General features: G+C 72.6%; 11 protein-coding genes. 3 read left to right on the forward strand and 8 right to left on the reverse strand.

All coding sequences use genetic code 11. The features are described 5' to 3' along the window. Window positions 1-57: 57 nt before the first annotated feature. Window positions 58-2265: a family 43 glycosylhydrolase gene (locus KDB89_RS05950; protein WP_219083919.1), complete on the forward strand. Its 2208-nt coding sequence runs from the start codon at window positions 58-60 to the stop codon at window positions 2263-2265. 4 nt (window positions 2266-2269) lie between these two features. Here KDB89_RS05950 and KDB89_RS05955 read toward each other — a convergent pair whose 3' ends face one another. Both KDB89_RS05955 and KDB89_RS05960 read right to left on the reverse strand, forming a co-directional pair. Beyond that, entirely contained in the window at window positions 2270-2998 is a 729-nt protein-coding gene (locus KDB89_RS05955; protein WP_219083920.1) for a glutamine amidotransferase, read from the reverse strand. After that, a complete protein-coding gene (locus tag KDB89_RS05960; RefSeq protein ID WP_219083921.1) occupies window positions 2995-4137 on the reverse strand; it encodes a carboxylate-amine ligase in 1143 nt (380 codons plus the stop codon). Before KDB89_RS05960 ends, KDB89_RS05955 begins: the two co-directional genes overlap by 4 nt. Before the next feature lie 108 nt (window positions 4138-4245). Here KDB89_RS05960 and KDB89_RS05965 point away from each other — a divergent pair, with 108 nt between their 5' ends. Beyond that, the gene (locus tag KDB89_RS05965; protein ID WP_219083922.1) at window positions 4246-5457 is read left to right on the forward strand and encodes an amino acid aminotransferase; all 1212 of its coding nucleotides are present in this window, start codon (window positions 4246-4248) and stop codon (window positions 5455-5457) included. On the opposite strand, the gene recD is transcribed toward KDB89_RS05965, so the two are convergent. The 4 genes from recD to KDB89_RS05985 form a co-directional block, all read right to left on the reverse strand. Next, the gene (gene recD / locus KDB89_RS05970) at window positions 5403-7145 is read right to left on the reverse strand and encodes an exodeoxyribonuclease V subunit alpha (RefSeq protein ID WP_219083923.1); all 1743 of its coding nucleotides are present in this window, start codon (window positions 7143-7145) and stop codon (window positions 5403-5405) included. The two genes, KDB89_RS05965 and recD, sit on opposite strands and share 55 nt — an antisense overlap. Further along, on the reverse strand, window positions 7138-10296 hold the full coding sequence (locus KDB89_RS05975; RefSeq protein ID WP_219083924.1) for a UvrD-helicase domain-containing protein: 3159 nt from the start codon (window positions 10294-10296) through the stop codon (window positions 7138-7140). Before KDB89_RS05975 ends, recD begins: the two co-directional genes overlap by 8 nt. A 1-nt stretch (window position 10297) precedes the next feature. Then, window positions 10298-13276 carry an exodeoxyribonuclease V subunit gamma gene (locus KDB89_RS05980; protein ID WP_219083925.1) on the reverse strand — a complete coding sequence of 993 codons (2979 nt, stop codon included), beginning with the start codon at window positions 13274-13276 and terminating at the stop codon, window positions 10298-10300. A gap of 81 nt (window positions 13277-13357) precedes the next feature. Then, complete coding sequence (locus KDB89_RS05985) at window positions 13358-14890, reverse strand: hypothetical protein (RefSeq protein ID WP_219083926.1); 1533 nt, start codon at window positions 14888-14890, stop codon at window positions 13358-13360. A gap of 153 nt (window positions 14891-15043) precedes the next feature. Between KDB89_RS05985 and KDB89_RS05990 the strand changes: the two genes are divergently transcribed. Next, complete coding sequence (locus KDB89_RS05990; RefSeq protein ID WP_219083927.1) at window positions 15044-17068, forward strand: ATP-dependent DNA helicase UvrD2; 2025 nt, start codon at window positions 15044-15046, stop codon at window positions 17066-17068. Here KDB89_RS05990 and KDB89_RS05995 read toward each other — a convergent pair. Further along, complete coding sequence (locus KDB89_RS05995) at window positions 17059-17589, reverse strand: hypothetical protein (RefSeq protein ID WP_219083928.1); 531 nt, start codon at window positions 17587-17589, stop codon at window positions 17059-17061. The two genes, KDB89_RS05990 and KDB89_RS05995, sit on opposite strands and share 10 nt — an antisense overlap. Before the next feature lie 157 nt (window positions 17590-17746). Further along, a complete protein-coding gene (locus tag KDB89_RS06000) occupies window positions 17747-17908 on the reverse strand; it encodes a DUF5679 domain-containing protein (protein ID WP_193432368.1) in 162 nt (53 codons plus the stop codon). Between the last annotated feature and the right edge of the window lie 205 nt (window positions 17909-18113).

Below are 18113 nucleotides of genomic sequence, written 5' to 3' on the forward strand. Positions count from 1 at the left end.
CCCTAGTCGTTCGGTAGGTTCGTCGGCAGGGTTTTTTCCGACGAGAAGGACGCACCGATGCGACGAGGCACGACACACATCTCCATGCTGTTCGGGGCGCTGCTCGCGCTCGCCCTGGTCGTCGGCATGTGGGTCTCCGGCCAGGGGACCGTGACGGGTGCCGAGGCGCAGGCACAGCTCCCGCAGGCAGGCGACGTCGACGTGCACGACCCTACGATGGCCTACGACGCGGCGGCCGGGCTGTACGTGCTGGCCGACAGCCACAACGGCATCCGCACCGCGCCCACGATGGACGGGCCATGGACCGAGGTCGGCGAGGTGGCGCGTGCCGACTGGACCTACGACGTGCCGAACTCCACGACGCTGTGGGCGCCGCACTTCCGCCGGATCGGCGACGTCTTCTACTACTTCTACTCGCAGTCGAGCTTCGGGTCGAACAACTCGGCCATCGGGCTGAAGACGACGAGGACCCCTGCGGACCCGGCCAGCTACGTCGACCTGGGGCGCCCCGTCGTCGGGTCCGGCACCCTGGCGGAGACCGTCACCGCGGTCGACTTCAACGCCATCGACCCCGTCACGATCCAGGACGCAGACGGAGCCTGGTGGCTCATCTGGGGCTCCTTCTGGGACGGCATCGTCGCGCAGCAGCTCACCGACGACCTGACCGGGGTCGTCGGCAGCCCGACCCTCATCGCGTCGCGCCAGGCAGACTCCAACCCCGTCGAGGGCCCGGCCATCCTCGAGAAGGACGGCTGGTACTACCTGTTCCTCAGCTGGGACTCCTGCTGCTCCGACTCCGACTCGACCTACAAGGTGGCCGTCGGCCGCTCGCAGAGCATCACGGGGCCGTACCTCGACCAGTCCGGTCGCGCGCTGACCGAAGGCGGCGGAACCGTGATCCTCGACAGCCGCGAGTCGGTGGGCGACGTCACTCCCGAGGGGCTCTACCGGGCGCCTGGCGGCGGCGACGTCTACAGCGAGGACGGCGTCGACTACCTCGTGTACCACGCCTACCTGCCGACCAACACCCTGGGAGTCAGGCCCATCACCTGGACCGACGGCTGGCCGTCCTTCGCTGACGAGGAGGGACCGTGGGGCCTCGGCGACGGCGACACGGTCCGGCTCGTCAGCGAGGCGCACCTGCCAGAGGTCGGCGAGGTCGACCGCGTCGACGGACCCGAGGGGTTCGGGTCGGCCATGCAGCTCGGCGGACGCAGCGCCGTCGGCTACGTCGAGCTGCCGGACGGCATCGTCGGCGGCCTCGACGCGGACTGGACCGTCTCGATGTGGGTGCGGCGCGACGTGACGCTCGGCAACGACTGGGCGCGGCTGTTCGACTTCGGTACCGGCACCGACGACTTCATGTTCCTGACTCCTGCGGCCGTCGACACGCCGCCGCTCGGCCTGCGGTTCGACATGTCCGCCGGGCGGTTCACGCAGCAGGTGCCCGACACGGGCAACAGCGTCAACGTCTCCGGGAACTGGTCCCACATCGCGGTGGTCGGCTCGGGGGACACCATCACGTTGTGGCTCAACGGGAACCCCGCGCGCACCGCGACCGGCGTCGAGCTCCACCCCGCGGACCTCGGGGAGACGACGCGTAACTGGCTGGGCCGCTCGCAGTTCGACGCGGACCCGTACCTGATCGGCACCCTCGACGACGTCAACATCTTCAGCCGCGCGCTGTCGGCCGACGAGATCGCGCAGCTCACGCGCGAGCCGGGCGGCGGGTCGCTGGGCGGCGGCGACGTCGCCTGGTACCGCTTCGACGAGGCCGGCGGGCTGCCGGTCGCGGACTCGTCGGGTTCGGGCAACGACGCGACGGCCGTCGTCCTGGCCGTGGCCGGGGACGGCCTGCAGAATCCGACCCCCGGCACGCAGTGCCTGACCGCCGGCGACCAGCCGACGCAGGCCGCCTGCCAGGATGGGGCCGCCGACCAGCGCTGGACCCTGCACGCGGCCGACGGCGGCACCTGGCGGCTGGCCGACGCCGAGGGCCGTTGCCTGGCCGTCGCCGACGACTCCGGCACCCCGGGCACGGCGGTGGTCGCGGCAGCCTGCTCGGAGGATCCGCTGCAGACCTGGGTCGTCGAGGACACCGGCCACGGCTTCCGCCGCTTCACCTCGACGACCACCGACCTTGCGCTGCAGATCGAGTCCGACGGCGGGCAGCTGGGCAGCGCCGTCGTGGCGGCCGAGCGCGGCATCGCCCCGGTGGCCAACCAGACGCCGGAGCAGCAGTGGCTGCCGGAGACGGTCGGCTGACCCGTCAGCTCGCGGCGCGCTCGACGAAGTTGCGCACCAGGAGGTGGACCTCGGGGCTGAGCGGGGCCGCCAGGGCCATCCGCATCAGCTCGTCGGTCTCCGCGGGCGGGAAGTAGCCGGCCTCCTGGTAGATGTCGATGCGACGGGCCAACCCCGGTCCGTCGAGGTCGGGGTGGAACTGCGTCGCGTAGATGTTGCGCCCGACCCTGAAGGCCTGCACCGGACAGTCGGCCCCCGTGGCGAGCAGCACCGCGCCCGGCGGCAGCACGGTGCATGCCTCCTTGTGCCCGACGAAGGCGCGCACGACACCCGGCACACCGTCGAACAGCGCGTCGGCGCGCCCCTCGTCGGTCAGCGTCACGTCCACGACGCCGACGGCCTCGCCGAAGGTGCGGTCGACCTGGCCGCCGAGGTTGGCGGTCAGCGCGCCGATGCCGTAGCAGAGCCCGAGGAACGGGAAATCGCGCGCCACGACGGCGGCGACCACCGGGGCGAGGTCGGCCTCGACGCGCAGCTGCAGGCCGGACTTGACCCGGTCGCTGGAGTTGAACGGGCCGCCTCCCAGCAGAATCCCGCTGAAGTCCCCCAGATCGATCGGCGGCAGCGACTCCCTCTCGACCCGGTACTGCACCAGGTCCTGCTCCGCCAGCCCGGAGAACCGCAGGATGGCCTCGCGCTCTCCCATGACCGCCTCGTCCTCGGGGCGGGTGCTGAGCAGCAGGAACGGCTTCACTTCCTTGCCTCCTGGAACCGCGGCTGGCCGGAACGCAGTTCGTCGACCAACGCACGGGCGACGTCGTGGGTACTGCCGCCCGCCGAGACGATGCGGCGCTGCCGACGGTAGCTCGGGCCCCGATCGACAAGCTCCAGGACGTGGCCGAGTTCCTCGGCGCAGCCCAGCTCATCGGCGATCGGCGCGACGATGTCGGCCCACATCCGGATCCCGTCGTCGACGTGGATGAGGTACTCCTCCTTGCGCGGGGTGATGACGTCGGCGGCAAGCCCGTAGCGGGCGGCGCGCCACTTGTTCTCCCTGAGGAACCAGTGCGGGAGCGCGTCGATCTCGTCGCCGCGGGCGAGCACCCGCGACATCCACTCGACGATGCACTGGCTGAAAGCCGCCAGCGCGCCCACCTCGAACGAGGTCGGCACCGAGTCCATCGTGCGGTTCTCGACGGTGCCCCACGACGACGGACGCACGTCCCAGCGGATCTCGGACGGGTTCTGGATCAGCCCCACCCCCTCCAGTTGCGAGGCGAACCGCTCAAGCTGGGCCCAGTCGTTCATGTGGTACGGCAGCCCGTTGGTCGGAAGCTGCTGGAACATCATGGTTCGCTGCGACGCGAAGTTCGTGTCCTCGCCCTCCCAGTACGGGGACGAGGCCGACAGCGCGATGAAGTACGGGGTGAAGCGGGCCAGCCCGAAGACGATGGGCAGCGCCTTGTCGCGGGAGTCGATCCCGGTGTGGATGTGCAGGCCGTTGATCGCCATGTGGCGGCCCCACCAGCCGTTGCGCTCCGTGACCCGGCGGTACTGCGCCTTGTCGCCCGGGCTCTGCCTCGTGGGGTCCCCGAACGGATGGGCTCCCGCGCCCATCAGCGTGAGCCCGTGTGCGTCGAGCTTCTCCAGGACGAAGTCGAGATGAGAGCGCATCTCCGCGACGGCCCGGTCGACGTGGCTGTGCACCCCGGAGACGATCTCGATCATGGAGGTCAGGTACTCGCGCCGGATCGGCCCGTCCACGGGGTCGTCGACGTGGCTGAGGACCAGCTCGGCGGCGGGGACCTGCTCCAGCGTGGTCGCGTCGACCACCGCCAGTTCCCACTCGATGCCGATCGTGGACTGACGCGACTGGCCGAAAGGAATCTTCATCCCGCCTCCCAAGCTTTCTGCGTGAAGACTAGTCCAGCACCGGCGGAGATGGGTGCGGGCAGCCCCTCCCGGCGATACAGTGACGGCCGAAAGAGAGGTTCACCCCTGATGTCGCTTTTCGAACGCGCCGAACTCGCCCCTGCCGACCCGATCCTCGGACTCACCGAGGCCTTCACCGTCGATAAGCGCGCACAGAAGGTGAATCTCGGCGTGGGCGTCTACCTCGACGAGGACGGCAGGCTCCCCCTGATGAGGGCTGTGCAGGAGGCCAGCGAGCGCATCACGCAGGCGGCCCGCCCGCACGCCTATCAACCCATCGACGGGATGCCCGCCTACCGGAGCGCCGTCCGTGCCATGGTCTTCGGCGAGTCCGATGCCATCAGCGACGGTCGCGTGGTCACGGTCCAGAGCCTCGGCGGCACCGGCGCCCTGCGCATCGGCGGCGACCTCCTGCGGGTGCTGTCTGCGGGCCCGAAGCTGCTCGTCTCGAACCCGAGCTGGGAGAACCATCGCGCCATCTTCAGCCGCGCCGGCTTCGAGGTGGACACCTACCGCTACTACGACGCCGAGCTCAAGGGCATCGACTTCGAGGGCATGATCGCCGATCTCGACGCCGCCGAGGCTGGCACGGTGGTCGTGTTGCACGCCTGCTGCCACAACCCCACAGGTTACGACCTGGACGCGGCGCAGTGGGACCGCGTGATCGAGGTCCTGATCAGCCGCTCGCTCGTTCCCTTCCTCGACATGGCCTACCAGGGCTTCGGCTCCGGCATCGCGGAGGACGGAGCGGTCGTCGACCGGTTCACCTCGTCGGGCCTGATGTTCCTGCTGTCGACGTCGTACTCGAAGTCGTTCAGCCTCTACGGCGAGCGCGTCGGCTCGCTGTCGGTCGTCGTGGAGGACTCCACGGTCGCTGCACGCGTGCTCAGCCAGCTCAAGACGCTCATCCGGACCGACTACTCGAACCCGCCCACCGAGGGGGCGGCGATCGTGTCGACCGTGCTGCTGGACGAGGAGCTGCGCTCGATGTGGGCCGACGAGCTCTCGCACATGCGCACCCGCATCCAGACGCTGCGCACCTCCCTGGTCGCGGCTCTCACGGAGCGCGGCATCGACGACATGGAGTTCATCGCCCAGCAGCGTGGGATGTTCAGCTACTCGGGCCTGCCCCGGGAACAGATGGTCGCGCTGCGCTCCGAGTTCGGCATCTACGGTCTCGACTCGGGCCGTATCTGCGTCGCGGCGCTGAACGACCGCAACCTCGGTTACGTGGCGGACGCGATCGCGTCCGTGCGGGCGGCGTCCCCGGCCGGCGCCTGAGCCAGCCCGCTGGCCCGGCGGACGGGGGTGGCGATGGCCTTGGCCAGCGCCTCGGCGCTCCCGTAGATCCGGACGCGTTCATGCGCCCGGGTGACCGCGGTGTACAGCAGCTCGCGGGTCAGCAGCGGTGATCCGACGGGGGGCAGCACGACCGAGACGGTGTCGAACTGGCTGCCCTGGGACTTGTGCACCGTCATGGCGTGCAGATCGACAGCGTCGTCCAACAGCGACGGCGGCAGGCTCAGCGCACCCTCCGGGCGGTCGACGACGGCCTGCAGCTGATCGCCGAGCAGGGTCACGACCGCCGTGTCGCCGTTGCTGAACAGGTCGGAGTTGCGCTGGATGAGCAGCGGCTCGCCGACGTAGTGCCGGGTGTCGAAGCCGTAGTCCGGCAGTTGCGCCCCGAGCCACGCCCGCAGGGATCGGGCCCAGTGGGTGACCCCGAACGGTCCCTCGCGGTGCCCGCACAGGAAGCGGTGCCCGCCCAGCGCCCGGTTCGCGCCCTCCCCGTCGCCCACCAGCGCCGGTCCGCGGACCGCCTCTGCGGTGGCCAGCGCGTCCCGGCGCACCTGCGGTAGCGAGGTGGGGTCCGTCGTCGGGTCGAAGTCGATCAGCTCGAGTGCCTCGGAGGCCTCGATGAGGGCCGCCGCGCGCCGCGCGTCCCCGGACTCGATGGCCTCGGCGAGCGCGTTGATCTGTGTGTTGGACCGGTAGTTCGTGACCAGCCGGGCCACGGCCCCGCCGGGCGCGGAGACGAGGTCGTCGGCGGACTCGATGTCGGCCAGCACCGCCCCGGCCTCGACCGACCTCAGCTGGTGCGGGTCGCCGAGCAGGACCAGCCGGGTGCCGGGGCCCAGGGCCTCCACCAGGACGGTCATGAGCTCGAGGGAGACCATGGAGGTCTCGTCGACCACGACCACGTCGTAGGGGAGCGGGTCGACGGGCGAGTAGGGCGAGACGGCGGACCGGGGTCGCATCTTCAGCAGCTTGTGGAGCGTGCCTCCCCACACGGCGCCGCCGCTGCCGCCGACGGTGCTGAGCAGCCGGGTGGCCGCCTTGCCGGTCGGCGCGGCCAGTGCGACGCGCGGTGCGTGGGGGGCGAGCGCCCGGAGCAGCTCGGCGACGATGGTGGTCTTCCCGGTGCCCGGTCCGCCGGTGATGACGGTGGTCCCGTGGGTGAGCGCCGCCGCGATCGCGGCGCGCTGGTGCTCGTCGAGATGCGCGGGCGGCTCCGGGGCCGCCTCGGCGACGAAGTCGGTGAGGCGGCTGCGGGCGCGAAGCGCCGCCGCGAGCCTTGTCTCCAGGCGGTGGTACCGGTCGAGATACAGCAGCGTGCCGTCCAGCCGGAAGGGGGCGGCCGGGCCGCCGGGGGGCGCGACCGTGCGGGACGCGGCCACGTCGTCGACCCAGGAGGTCGGCTCCGGCCAGTCGAGCGTCGTGGGGTCCGCAGCGGTTCCGTCGTCCAGGTCGCCCTCGGGGGCGAGCTCGTGCGCGCGCGTGAGGTCGAGGCACACCGACCCCAGGCGCAGCTCGCGCACGGCCAGCGCCAGGGCGAGCAGCACCCGCGGGTCGGCCTCGTCGGCGAGCTGACCGACGCGCCGGGCCAGGTGGAAGTCGATCAGCTGCAGCATGCCCGCATCGATGAACTCGGCGAGCAGCCCGGTGGCGGAGATGGGTCGCTCACGCATGGTGTCCTCCCAGCAGGTTCGACGCGGCGACGGTGAGGGCGGCGGGCGGGAACCAGCCGAACACGCCGCAGACGGATCCGTCGACGACAGGGGTCGTCGGCCCTGCCATGCCGCGGACGAACAGGTAGCCGACGCCCCCGAGGTGCGTGGCGGGGTCGTAGCCGGGCAGCGTGGCGCTGAGGAACCGGTGCAGGGCGACGCAGTAGAGCATCGCCTGGAGCGGGTAGTGGGCCTGCATCATGGCCTCGGCCATCGCCGAGGGGGTGTAGTGACCCAGCGTGGTGTCGACCCCCGGCGGCGAGAGGCGGTTGGTCTTGTAGTCGAACACGCCGAAGCGCCCGTCGTCGAAGCGGAGCACCGCGTCGATCGACCCGGTGAGGAAGCCGTTGAGGACGGCGTCGGCGGCCTCGGAGGAGGCCAGCCGTGGCGGGTAGGCGGCCAGCGGGTCGTCGTCGGGCAGATGCGCGGCCATCAGCGTGGCGAGGTCGCGCAGCGTCGCGGGGGCGCCGCCGTCCGCGAGCGGGAGGTCGAAGTCCAGCTCTGGCAGCCTGCGCGCCACGGGCACGTCGGACAGTGAGACGTCCGCGACCGGGGTCAGGGGGGTCCGGCAGACCGCAACCAGGGCCTCGGCGAGCCGGCCGCACTCGTCGACCGTCAGGCCGGCGGCCGGTCCCAGCTCCGCGAGCTGCGTCGCGGTGCTCGCCTCGAGCGCGAAGGGGGACCAGTCGGTGCGCTCGAGCACCGCGTGGACCAGCGTCCCGAACCCGGTGCCGGCGGGCAGCCCGTTCATGGGCGAGGCGGCCGCGAGGTCGCCGCGGGCGTCCGCGGACGCGGACAGGTCGAGGGTCTCCGCCTCGTCGGTGACGATGCCGGCCGGCGCCTCGTGCAGGCCCGCGGTCAGCCCCGAGTAGGACGTGCGGCGCCACGTGGCGTCGATCAGACGATCCCACATGCCGAGCGCCAGCGGGGTCGTCGTCCCCCCCGCCGCGGGTCCGGGGGCCGCGGCAGGGGGCGTCGGGTCCAGCGGCGAGTCGACGATGACGCCGGTCAGCGAGCTGATGGGGCGGCGCTGCTGCTTGTCGGGGCGCCAGCCGTGCTGCGTGAGCAGGTGCGCCATCGGGTCGCCGTCCGGCCTCCGTCCCGAGTCGACGTGCCAGGCGATCACCAGGTGCCTGGCGCGGGTGAACCCGACGTAGAGCAGGCGGAGCTCCTCGGCGAGGTTCTGGGCCCGGAGCCGGGTGGTGATGCGGTCGTTGGTGGCGGGCCGGGGGCCGATCCACAGGCTGCGGGTCGCGTCCTCCAGGATGGTGAACGGCCGCCGGGTGATGGGCCTGACCCCGTCGGTCTCCGGGAGCAGCACGACGGGGAACTCGAGGCCCTTGGCGGCGTGCAGCGTCATGACGCGGATGGCGTCACCGTCGGAGGCCAGCCGGATGGCGTCGCTCAGGTCGTCCTCACCGCGACCGCGGGAGACGACCTCGAGGAGCTGGGCGGCCGTGGTCGCGCCGGAGGCGCCGAGGAGCTCGGCGACCTGCTGGAGGTCGGCGAGCAGCCGCTCGCCGTCCGGCTCGGCCAACGTCCGCTCCGCGAGGCGCGTCTGCGTCTGGAGCTCGGTGAAGGCGTGCCCGATGCCGCCGGCCTCGAGCGCGTGCGCAAGTTCCCGCACGAGCGTGCTGACTCTGGCCGGCTCGCTGCTGCCCGGCGTGACCAGCTGGCCGAACTCCGAACCGATCAGGGGGGAGAGCGCCGCGAGCCGGATGTTGGCCTGCGACGGCTCGGCCATCGCCTCGAGGAGGACGCGCCAGCTGTCGGCGGCCGGCCGCGTCCACACGGACTGGCTGCCGGTCAGGACCGCGGGCAGCCCGGCGGCGGTGAGCGCGTCGCGGAGCTGTTCGGCGCGCGCCCCGCGGCGGACGAGGACGGCGATGTCGGAGGGCCTGACAGCGGATCCGTCGACCCGGGTCGCCCGGCTCAGCAGCAGGCGGACCTGGTGCACGACGTCGTGCTCGACGGCCTCGGGCGCGCTCACGGAGGTCAACTCTCCGACGGAGCAGCGCCGCAGCCACAGCCGGGCCGCGCCGGGCACCTGCACCCCCGATCCCGTGCGGTGGGTGTGCACGGGATCGACAGTGATGGTCTCGTCGCCGAGGTGCGAGCCGCGGAACAGGTCGACGACCCCGTCGACGACGGCGGCATCCGAGCGGTAGTTCACGTCCAGGGAGCGGACCTGGGCGTGGGAGCGTGCCTGCAGGTAGCTGCCGAGGTCGGCTCCGCGGAAGCCGTAGATGGACTGCTTCGGGTCGCCGATCAGGACAGTTCTTCGGTCAGGCCCGACGAAGGCCTCCCGCAGGATGTCCCACTGGTCGGGGTCGGTGTCCTGGAACTCGTCGACCAGCACGACGGGGAACCGCTCCCGCAGGCGGGCGCGCACCTGGCCGCCGAGCTCCGGGTCGGCCAGCGCGGACCGGAGCCTGGTGACGATGTCGTTGAAGGTGCACAGCGACTCGTTCAGCCTGCGCTGGGCGTAGAGCTCGCGGGTCCGGGTCGCGTACTCGTGGAACGGACCCTGGTCGGGCAGGAGCGGGAGGGTCGAGGTGGCGGCCGCGACGCCGCGGGTCAGCGCGTCGGCGGGCTCGATGGGAGGGTTCTGCTCCCCGGCCCACAGCGCGAGGTAGGTGTCGGAGGCGCACTGGTGGGCGAGGACGTCGTCGTCAGGACCGACGGTCTCGCTCGGGTCCCAGTCGCCGAGCACCCCCAGCTCCTGCAGCATGTCCTGGCAGAACCCGTGGGTGGTGGAGATGGTGATCTCGCCGAACTGCTGCAGTGCGGCGGCCAGAGCGTCCCGCGCGCCCGGCTGGGCGGCGAGGTGTCGGGAGACCGGGTCGTCGGACGGGTCCGCGACGGCCCCGTCCGCGAGGCGGTCGAGGTAGGCAAGGGACTCGGAGATCCGGCCGCGGACGCGGTCGCGTAACTCGCCGGCGGCCTGGCTGCCGAACGTGATCATGAGGAGGTCACGGGGCGCGTGGCCCTCCTCGGCGAGGTAGCGGGCGGCAAGGGCTGCGATGGCGTAGGTCTTGCCGGTGCCGGCGCTCGCCTCCAGGAGCGTGGTGCGCTGCGGCAGCGGGCCGAGCAGGTCGAAGGGCGCCGCCACGTCAGAGGCCTCCGAATCCGGAGTAGAGGGCCAGGGCCCAGCTCTGGAAGGCGCTGGTCTGCCCGAGAGCCGGGTCCTCCGGCAGCGGCGCGTCGTCGAACAGCTCGCCGACGTCCGAGAAGAACAGGGGCCACGCGTCGCCCGGCTTCGACCACTTCGGATGGCGCCAACCGGGTGAGCCGCGCCAGTCGCGGGGGGTCAGCGTTCCGCGCGCGTGCTGGCTCGCGTAGGCCAGCGCCGCGTCCGCGGGAACGGGGATCAGCCGGTGCTGGCCGAGCGCGAAGGCCAGGAGCACCGCGGTGAGCCTGTCGGTCGCCACGGCCGCGTCCGGCCCGCCGACGCGGCGCGTGGTAGGCTGCTGGAGGAAGGGGTCCGCGCCGGCCTCGTAGCGCACGAGGTTGGCGGGCGTCGGATCGCCCGACGCGCCGAGCGCAAGGGACTCGAGCCACGGGCGGATGAACTTCTCTGCGCCCTTCGACAGCGTCGCGGACACCGGCTCCCCGCCGCGGCACGAGACGGTGTCGACGACGCGGACCTCGCCGATGCCCGGCACGGGGACCCTGAGGTCAATGCGGTGGTCGGTGGCGGGTCTCTCGAACAGCGGGGCGGCCTCGCCCCACAGCTCGGTGGCCTTCGCGTCGGCCCTCCGGAACGCGCGCGCGGCCAGCTCGCCCGGCGGCAGCGACTCGGTTTCCCGCAGCCGGGCCGCGACATCCGCCGGGTCGCGGCCCTCGATGCGGGCGTTGAGGAGCTCGTCGCTGATCTTCCACTGCTCGAGGCCGTCGAGGGCCAGCGGGAGCTCGTCGCTGAGGCTCGCCCCGGGGAACGCGGAGATCCCGGCGGCCGAGCGGAGGAACGCCTTCGCCGGGTCGACGAGGAAGCGCTCCAGCTGGCCGAGGTCCACCTGCGCCGGCGGGTCGCCGACCGGCAGCCTGCGGGCGTCGTGTCTGCGGCGGGTGTGCGCCGGGGGGAGGGTGGCCGCGCCGCGTCGGGCCAACGCGCCGGCGCGCGCGGCCTCGTCGAAGCTTGGCCGCGTGTCGAAGTTGGCCTCCGACATCGCCGTGGCCGGGTGCTCGATCCGGGTGACCGGCGAGCCGAGGGCGTCGACCAGCCAGTCGACGGCTGCGCCGTCGGCGACCTCATCGCCGGTGCGCTCCGACCGCGTCTGGCGCACGACGATCAGCCGCTCGGCGGCCAGCGCGTGCGCGCGGAGCTGGCGGAGGCGGACCTCGCGTCGGTCGACGGCGGCCACCTCGAGGGCGTCCGGCTGGGCTGCGCCGCGGCCGGGCACGACGTCGTCGGTGATGCCGATCATGGCGACCAGCCGGAACGACACGTGCGCCAGCTCGCCGAGGTCGATGACCTGCAACGACCCGTTCCCGGCCGAGACCCGGCGGGTGGAACGCTCGGTCGCCTCGAGGAGATGCGCGAACTCGTGGCGCGTCAACTCGGTGGGCGAGCCCGCATGATCGGCGGCGAGCCGGGCCAGCGCCGCATGAACCTGCAGCACGAGCCACTCGTCGGCGAAGGGGACGCCAACGAAGTCGGCGAGGAGCTGGCGGGTCGTCGCCACCCACTCCGGCACCGTGACGGGGGCCGCGGTCTGGGCGATGAGCCGCCGCATCCGAGAGACCAGCTCGCAGAGGGCGCCGACGATCGGCAGGTCCGAGGACCCCACGGCGTCGGTGCCGGTCAGCGACAGCCCGGAGTCGTGGCGGGGGGACACCGCGAGGCCGACGAGCACCCGGTCGAGCCCCCGCATCCAGGTGTTCTGCGTCACCGTGAGGTCGAAGGAGGCGCGGTGGCCGGCGTCCATGCCCCAGTGGATCCCCGCGGCCTCGACGATCTCCGTGACGGACTCGCGGTCCTCCAGACGCCATCGGTGCGCGATCGGGGACGACGTGACGAGCTCGGTGATGGCCGTCGCGGAGGCGCGGGACTCGCCGAGGCGCAGGAGCTGCACGACGCACTCGAGCACGGGGTTCGACTCCCGCCCCCCGACGGGCGCCACCCGCAGGCTCCGGCCCGGGTGCGCCCGGCCGGGGACGGCCGCGAACGCGGAGTCGAGCAGCGTGGCGTACCGCCCCGGCCGCGGGCACACGATGGCGACGTCGCGCGGCTCGAGCGTCGGGTCCTCCGCGAACGCGCGCGCGAGCTCGTCGCGCAGGACCTCCACCTGCCGGGCGGGTCCGTGCGAGCCGTGCAGCGTGAGGTGGGGCGGCGCGGCGGGTTCGTCTCGCGCGGGGTGGACCTCGGCGCCCAGGGCGCGGATCCACTCCGCGTCTCCGGCGGCCGACGGCTGGAAGGCCGTCACCTCCCTGGACTCGGCCAGCGCCGCGAGCAGCCTGGTGCGGGGGATCGTCAGCTCGTCGAGCCCGAACGCCAGCGTCGGCACCGCGTCGGCGCGGGCGGCCGCCAGGAGCGCGTCGAGCAGCTCACAGGGATCGACCTCGAGCGCCTCGACGCTGCGCCTGAGCAGTTCCGGCTGCCAGGCGAGCCGCTCCGGCAGTTCAGCGCCGCCGGGGCCCTCGTCGGCGTCCTCCAGCCAGCCGGCGAGCAGATCGGGATCGTGGTCGAGGTACCAGCGCAGGAGCCTCGCCAGCCGGGTGGCCAGCGCCCGCCGGCCGCCTGGGCGTTCGGGGTGCGCCGCGCGGGCCAGGACGGGGAACTCGTCCGTCATGGAGGTCACGGCCTCCCAGACGGCAAGGTCGAGAGGGCTGCCGAGCCAGCGCGACCTGTCGCGGGCGAGGCCAGCGGGCTCCGCCAGCCGGCCGAGGAGCTGGGCGGGCGTCAGGTAGTCCACGCCGGCGGAGATCCCGAGCCTCCGGGCCACCTCCTGCCCGACGACGCGTCCGGTGGTGGGGTAACCCACGAGGACCCGCACCCTCGCGAACGGGTCGTTCTGCAGACGGCGCAGCGCATCGGCCAGTCCATCCATGAGGGTGCCGAACCGGTTGCCCCTCACGACCTGCAGCGCCACGCTGAACCGCCCTTCCGCCCTGTCGCCCACAACCCTAGCCGGGGCCACCGACAGACGTGTCCGTGGCCGACCGAGGAGGCCTCAGCGGACCTTCGAGGTCGCCTTCGAGGTCCTCGACACCGTCGGGTAGCCGCTCTTCCTGCCGGTGACCTTGACGGTGATCATCTTGCCCTTCTGCGCCTTCTTCACCGTGAAGGTGGAGGCGGTCGCCTTCGAGATGGCCGTGCCGTTCGCGTACCACCGGTAGGCCAGCTTCATGCCGCCGGTCCAGGTGCCGGCCTTCGCCTTCAGCTTCTTCCCGACCTTCGCGGTGCCGCTGATCTTCGGGGTCGCGGCGGTGGCTACCTTCGTGGAGGCCTTGGAGGTCCTGCCCGCCGTCGTGTAGCCGTTGAGCGTGCCGGTCACCTTGACGGTGATCTTCTTCCCCTTCTGGGCCGACGTGAGGGTGTACGTGGAGCCCGTGGCCTTGGAGATGGCCCTGCCGTTCGCGTACCAGCGGTAGGTCAGCTTCGTGCCGCCGGTCCAGGTGCCCGGCTTCGCCTTCAGCTTCGTGCCGACGACCGCCGTGCCGGAGACGGTGGGGGTGGCCGTGGACAGGGTGCCGGCCGCCACCGTGGCGCTCGCGGCGGAGAACGTGGCCTCCCAGCCGACGTCGGTGGTCTTGCGGCCGAAGACACCGACCGTGACGCGCGCGCCGCGCTGGGCGGCGGTCAGCTTCCACGTCGAGGACTTCGCGCCCGGGATCAGCTGGCCGTCGGCGTACCAGCGGTAGGTGAGCTTCGTGCCCGCCGGCCACGCCCCGGCCGTGGCCTTCAGCGTCGATCCGACCCTGGCCGTGCCGGAGACCGTCGGCCAGGTGCGCACCCCGGCGACGGTGTCGAGGTCGGCGTCGACCCCGGTGAGATCCTGCTCCGCGGTCAGGGTGACCGGGGACGCCTTCGCGCTGGACATGGCGTCGCCGGACCATTCCTGCCAGCCGGTGAACGCCTCGCCGTCGAGGTCTCCCTCGAACCCGCCGACGGCGCTGTACATCAGCCGGTACGTGCCGGCCCGCATCCCCTCGATCCGGTAGCTGCCGTCGTCGGCGATCTCGGCGGAGCCCTCGGTGCGCCAGCCGCCGGTCTCCCTCCGGTAGGCCAGAGCCCAGCCGAGGCCCTCGGAGACGGTGCCGCCGACCACGGTGCCGGAGATGGTGGAGCCGGCGTCGAGTTCGGCGTCGATGCCGACCTGCTCGCCCTCCCCGACGGTGACCGAGGCGGCCGACTCGAAGTCGTCGGCGGCCGGCCACCACCGGGCCGCGGCGTCCGCGCCGAATCCGTCGAAGAGCACCTTGTAGCTGCCGGCCGCCAGGCCCGTGATCACGAACGAGCCGTCCTCGGCGACCGTCGCGACGGCGGTCCAGGAGTCGGCGTCGTCGTTGTAGGTGGCGCCGGAGGCGGGGTACGCGTAGGCGCGGGTCATGGCCTCGATGGCCGTGACACCGGTGGGATAGGTGACCGATCCGGCGATGGACGCGGTGTCGGCCGCGTCCGCCGGCATCGCGATGGCCAGACCGGTGGCGACCAGGCCGAGAACGACCCCGGCCGAGGCTGCGCGGAGGTGGAGCGCCCGCATGTGTCCTTACCTTCCCAAGACGCCCCCCGGCCTTATCACACTGAACTCAGGGCGAATGCTACGTGAAGGGGTGGGGACGCACCTCGGCAGGGTCCGACCGTTGTCACGGGGCCGGGTTGGCCACCTGCCGGAGGCTGCGTCCACAATGGCTGGGTGACCGACCAGATCCTGGACCCCCTCGACCCCGAGCAGCGCGAGGTGGCGACCCTGCTGGACCATCCGGTGGTGGTGCTCGCGGGTGCGGGGACCGGCAAGACGCGGGCCATCACGCACCGCGTCGCGCACGCCGTGGCGCAGGGCCGCTACCAGGCATCCGCGACGCTGGCGGTCACGTTCACCACCCGTGCGGCCGGCGAGATGCGCCGGAGGCTCGCCCAACTCGGGGTGCGCGGGGCGCAGGCCCGCACCATCCACGCCGCGGCGCTGCGCCAGTGCCAGTATTTCTGGCCGCAGGCCTTCAACGTCGAGTTCCCCCGGGTCGCGGAGAACACCTTCTCGCTCGTCGCCCGGGCGGCGCACCAGGTGCTGGGCTCCTCGGAGGTCGCGCTGGTGCGTGACCTCGACTCCGAGATCTCGTGGGCCAAGACCAGCAATGTCACGGCGGCCCGCTACGCGGACGTCGCGGCCGGCCGAGACGTGAACGGGGCGACGCCGGCGCAGGTCGCCAGCGTCATGACGCACTACGAGAAGCTCAAGCTGACCGAGGGGACGGTCGACTTCCACGACATCCTGCTCTGCAACGCCGCCCTGCTCGCGGAGCACCCGGACATCGCGGCGCAGATCCGCGCCACGTACCGGCACTTCGTCGTCGACGAGTACCAGGACGTCTCCGCCCTGCAGCACCGACTGATCTCGCTGTGGGTCGACGGCCGCGACGACGTGTGTGTCGTCGGCGACCCCAACCAGGCCATCCACTCCTTCGCCGGCGCCGACGCGGGCTACCTCAGGGGGTTCGGCGCGGAGCACGACGGGTCCCGGACGGTCCGACTGGTGCGCAACTACCGCTCCACCCCGGAGATCCTCACGGCGGCCAACAGGGTCCTGCGGGTCCGGCCCGGCTCCCCGGGGGCGCTGCGCCCGACGCGCGGCTCCGGGCCGGCTCCGGTGTTCCAGGGCGCGGCGGACGAGGCCACCGAGGCGGGCGACGTCGCCGCCTGGCTGAAGGAGCAGCACGCGGTGGGGGTGCCGTGGCAGGAGCAGGCCGTCCTCTACCGCATCAACGCGCAGTCCCCGGCGCTGGAGGCAGCGCTCACCCAGGCAGGCGTGCCGTACACGGTGCGCGGCACCGAGCGGTTCTACGACCGGGCGGAGGTCCGCCAGGCGATCGTCGAGGTGGGCCGTGCCGCCGAGCGGCAGCCGGACGCCGAGGCGGTCGAGACCCTGGAGTCCGTCCTGCAGGGCCTCGGCTGGAAGCCGGAGGCCCCCGCCGGGCAGGGCCGCCAGCGCGAGCGCTGGGAGTCCCTGTCGGCGCTGCGTACGATGTTCGTCGACGAGGACGACCGCCGCGACGACGACTGGTCGGTCGCCGATGCCGCTGGCTGGGTCCGGGAGAGGGCCTCCTGGCAGTCGAGCCCGGTGGCCCGCGCGGTCACGCTGTCGACGCTGCACGCCGCGAAGGGGCTCGAGTGGGACGCGGTCGCGATCATCGGAGTCCGCGAGGGCATGATCCCGTTCGTGCTCAGCCAGGAGGAGCCGGCGCTGTCCGAGGAGCGGCGACTGCTCTACGTCGGGTTCACGCGTGCCCGCAGGGCACTGCGGGTCAGCTGGGCCGCGTCGCGGGGAACGGCCACCCGGTCACGGTTCATCGCGGACCAGGTGACGGGGCCCGTGACCGTCGGCCGGGAGCCGCGGTCGGCCAGTTCCTCGCGGTCGCGGACCTGCCGCGTCTGCGGTCAGCGGCTGACCGACGCGGCGGAGCGGAAGCTCGGGAGACACCACGACTGCGAGGTGGCCTACGACGAGGCGCTGTTCGAGGCGCTGCGGGCCTGGCGCAAGGAGACGGCGGAGGAGGCGAAGGTGCCGGCCTTCGTGGTCTTCACCGACGCCACGCTGCAGGCCATCGCCGAGGCGGCGCCCACCGACGAGGCTGGCCTGCTGCGGCTGCCCGGCATCGGCCGCTCGAAGCTGGAGCGCTACGGGAAGGCGGCGCTGGATGTGGTCCGGGGGCATCAGGCCTGAGAGGCGCAACCGGGGGTGCGGCACCCCGCCTGGCGTGCCCACCTCATGATGCCCACCGAGCCGCAGGGACGGCACCAGGTCAGGCTGCGGTCCCGCAGCGTCGACCGCGTTCCGACGAGCGGGATCTCCAGCGCCGCCGTCGCGGCCACCCACGCGCCCAGGTCGGCGGCCTCTCCCTGCCCGGAGTGTGCGTGGTCGAAGGCTGCGGCGTTGCAGGCGGGACACATCCCCAGCCGGCGACCCACCAGCGGGCCGACGGAGCCTGCCTCCGCGTCCCACCAGGCGTGCAGGGCGACGACGCCGTCGGCGTAGGCCTCCGCCTCGAGGGGCAGTTCACGCCCAGGGGGCCAGCAGAACACCACCAGGCCGCGGCCGGACAGGCTGCCGGGGGAGCGGTGTGCCTGCTCGCCGGTCAGGGATTCGTGCAGGCGGGGGCGCAGCCCCGCGTCCAGCCGGGCCAGCCCGGCGGCGAGGATCTCGGTGTGGGTGGGCTCGCCCACCAGGGTCAGGGTGCGGTTCATGGGGCCACCCTCGCGATGCCGCAGGCCGGGAGGGTAGAGGACCGGACGCTCGGACAACACCGCGGCGCCGCCGGACACCACAGGCCCCCGGACGCAGTGATGGGCGGCAGGTCGGGTAACCGACCGCCGCCCATCAGCGCACGAGAAGTGGGTCCGCTCAGGCCTTGCCGAGGATCCGGTTGAGGTTCGTGCCGCAGACCGGGCACTTGCCCTTGGCCATCTTGGTGCCCTTGGCGTTGACGACCACCTCGCCCTTGGCGTCGCGCTTCTCCTTGCACTTGACGCAGTAGAAAGAGCCTTCCCAGGTCTCCGTAGCCATATTTCCTCCTTGGTTGGGGTGCCCGGGGATCGGGCTTACCGCATTCACTGTAGCCGCGAGGCCCATGCGCTCAACGCGACACGCGCTGAGCGGGGGACCGACGCCTAACGAGCGGAGTCCCGGCGTGCGGCCCGCCTTCCCCTGCGAACCACACTGACCGGGACTCTCACAGGAAGTGTGGCGCGTCGCAACCGCCCACGTCAAG

The sequence above is a fragment of the Tessaracoccus palaemonis genome (assembly GCF_019316905.1).
Taxonomy (GTDB): Bacteria; Actinomycetota; Actinomycetes; order Propionibacteriales; family Propionibacteriaceae; genus Arachnia; species Arachnia palaemonis.

Excerpts from the sequence above, each read along its gene's own strand:
- KDB89_RS05950 (WP_219083919.1), top strand. The coding sequence starts at position 58 with ATGCGACGAGGCACGACACACATCTCCATGCTGTTCGGGGCGCTGCTC.
- KDB89_RS05960 (WP_219083921.1), bottom strand. The coding sequence starts at position 4,137 with ATGAAGATTCCTTTCGGCCAGTCGCGTCAGTCCACGATCGGCATCGAG.
- KDB89_RS05965 (WP_219083922.1), top strand. The coding sequence starts at position 4,246 with ATGTCGCTTTTCGAACGCGCCGAACTCGCCCCTGCCGACCCGATCCTC.
- recD (WP_219083923.1), bottom strand. The coding sequence starts at position 7,145 with ATGCGTGAGCGACCCATCTCCGCCACCGGGCTGCTCGCCGAGTTCATC.
- KDB89_RS05985 (WP_219083926.1), bottom strand. The coding sequence starts at position 14,890 with ATGCGGGCGCTCCACCTCCGCGCAGCCTCGGCCGGGGTCGTTCTCGGC.
- KDB89_RS05995 (WP_219083928.1), bottom strand. The coding sequence starts at position 17,589 with ATGAACCGCACCCTGACCCTGGTGGGCGAGCCCACCCACACCGAGATC.
- KDB89_RS06000 (WP_193432368.1), bottom strand. The coding sequence starts at position 17,908 with ATGGCTACGGAGACCTGGGAAGGCTCTTTCTACTGCGTCAAGTGCAAG.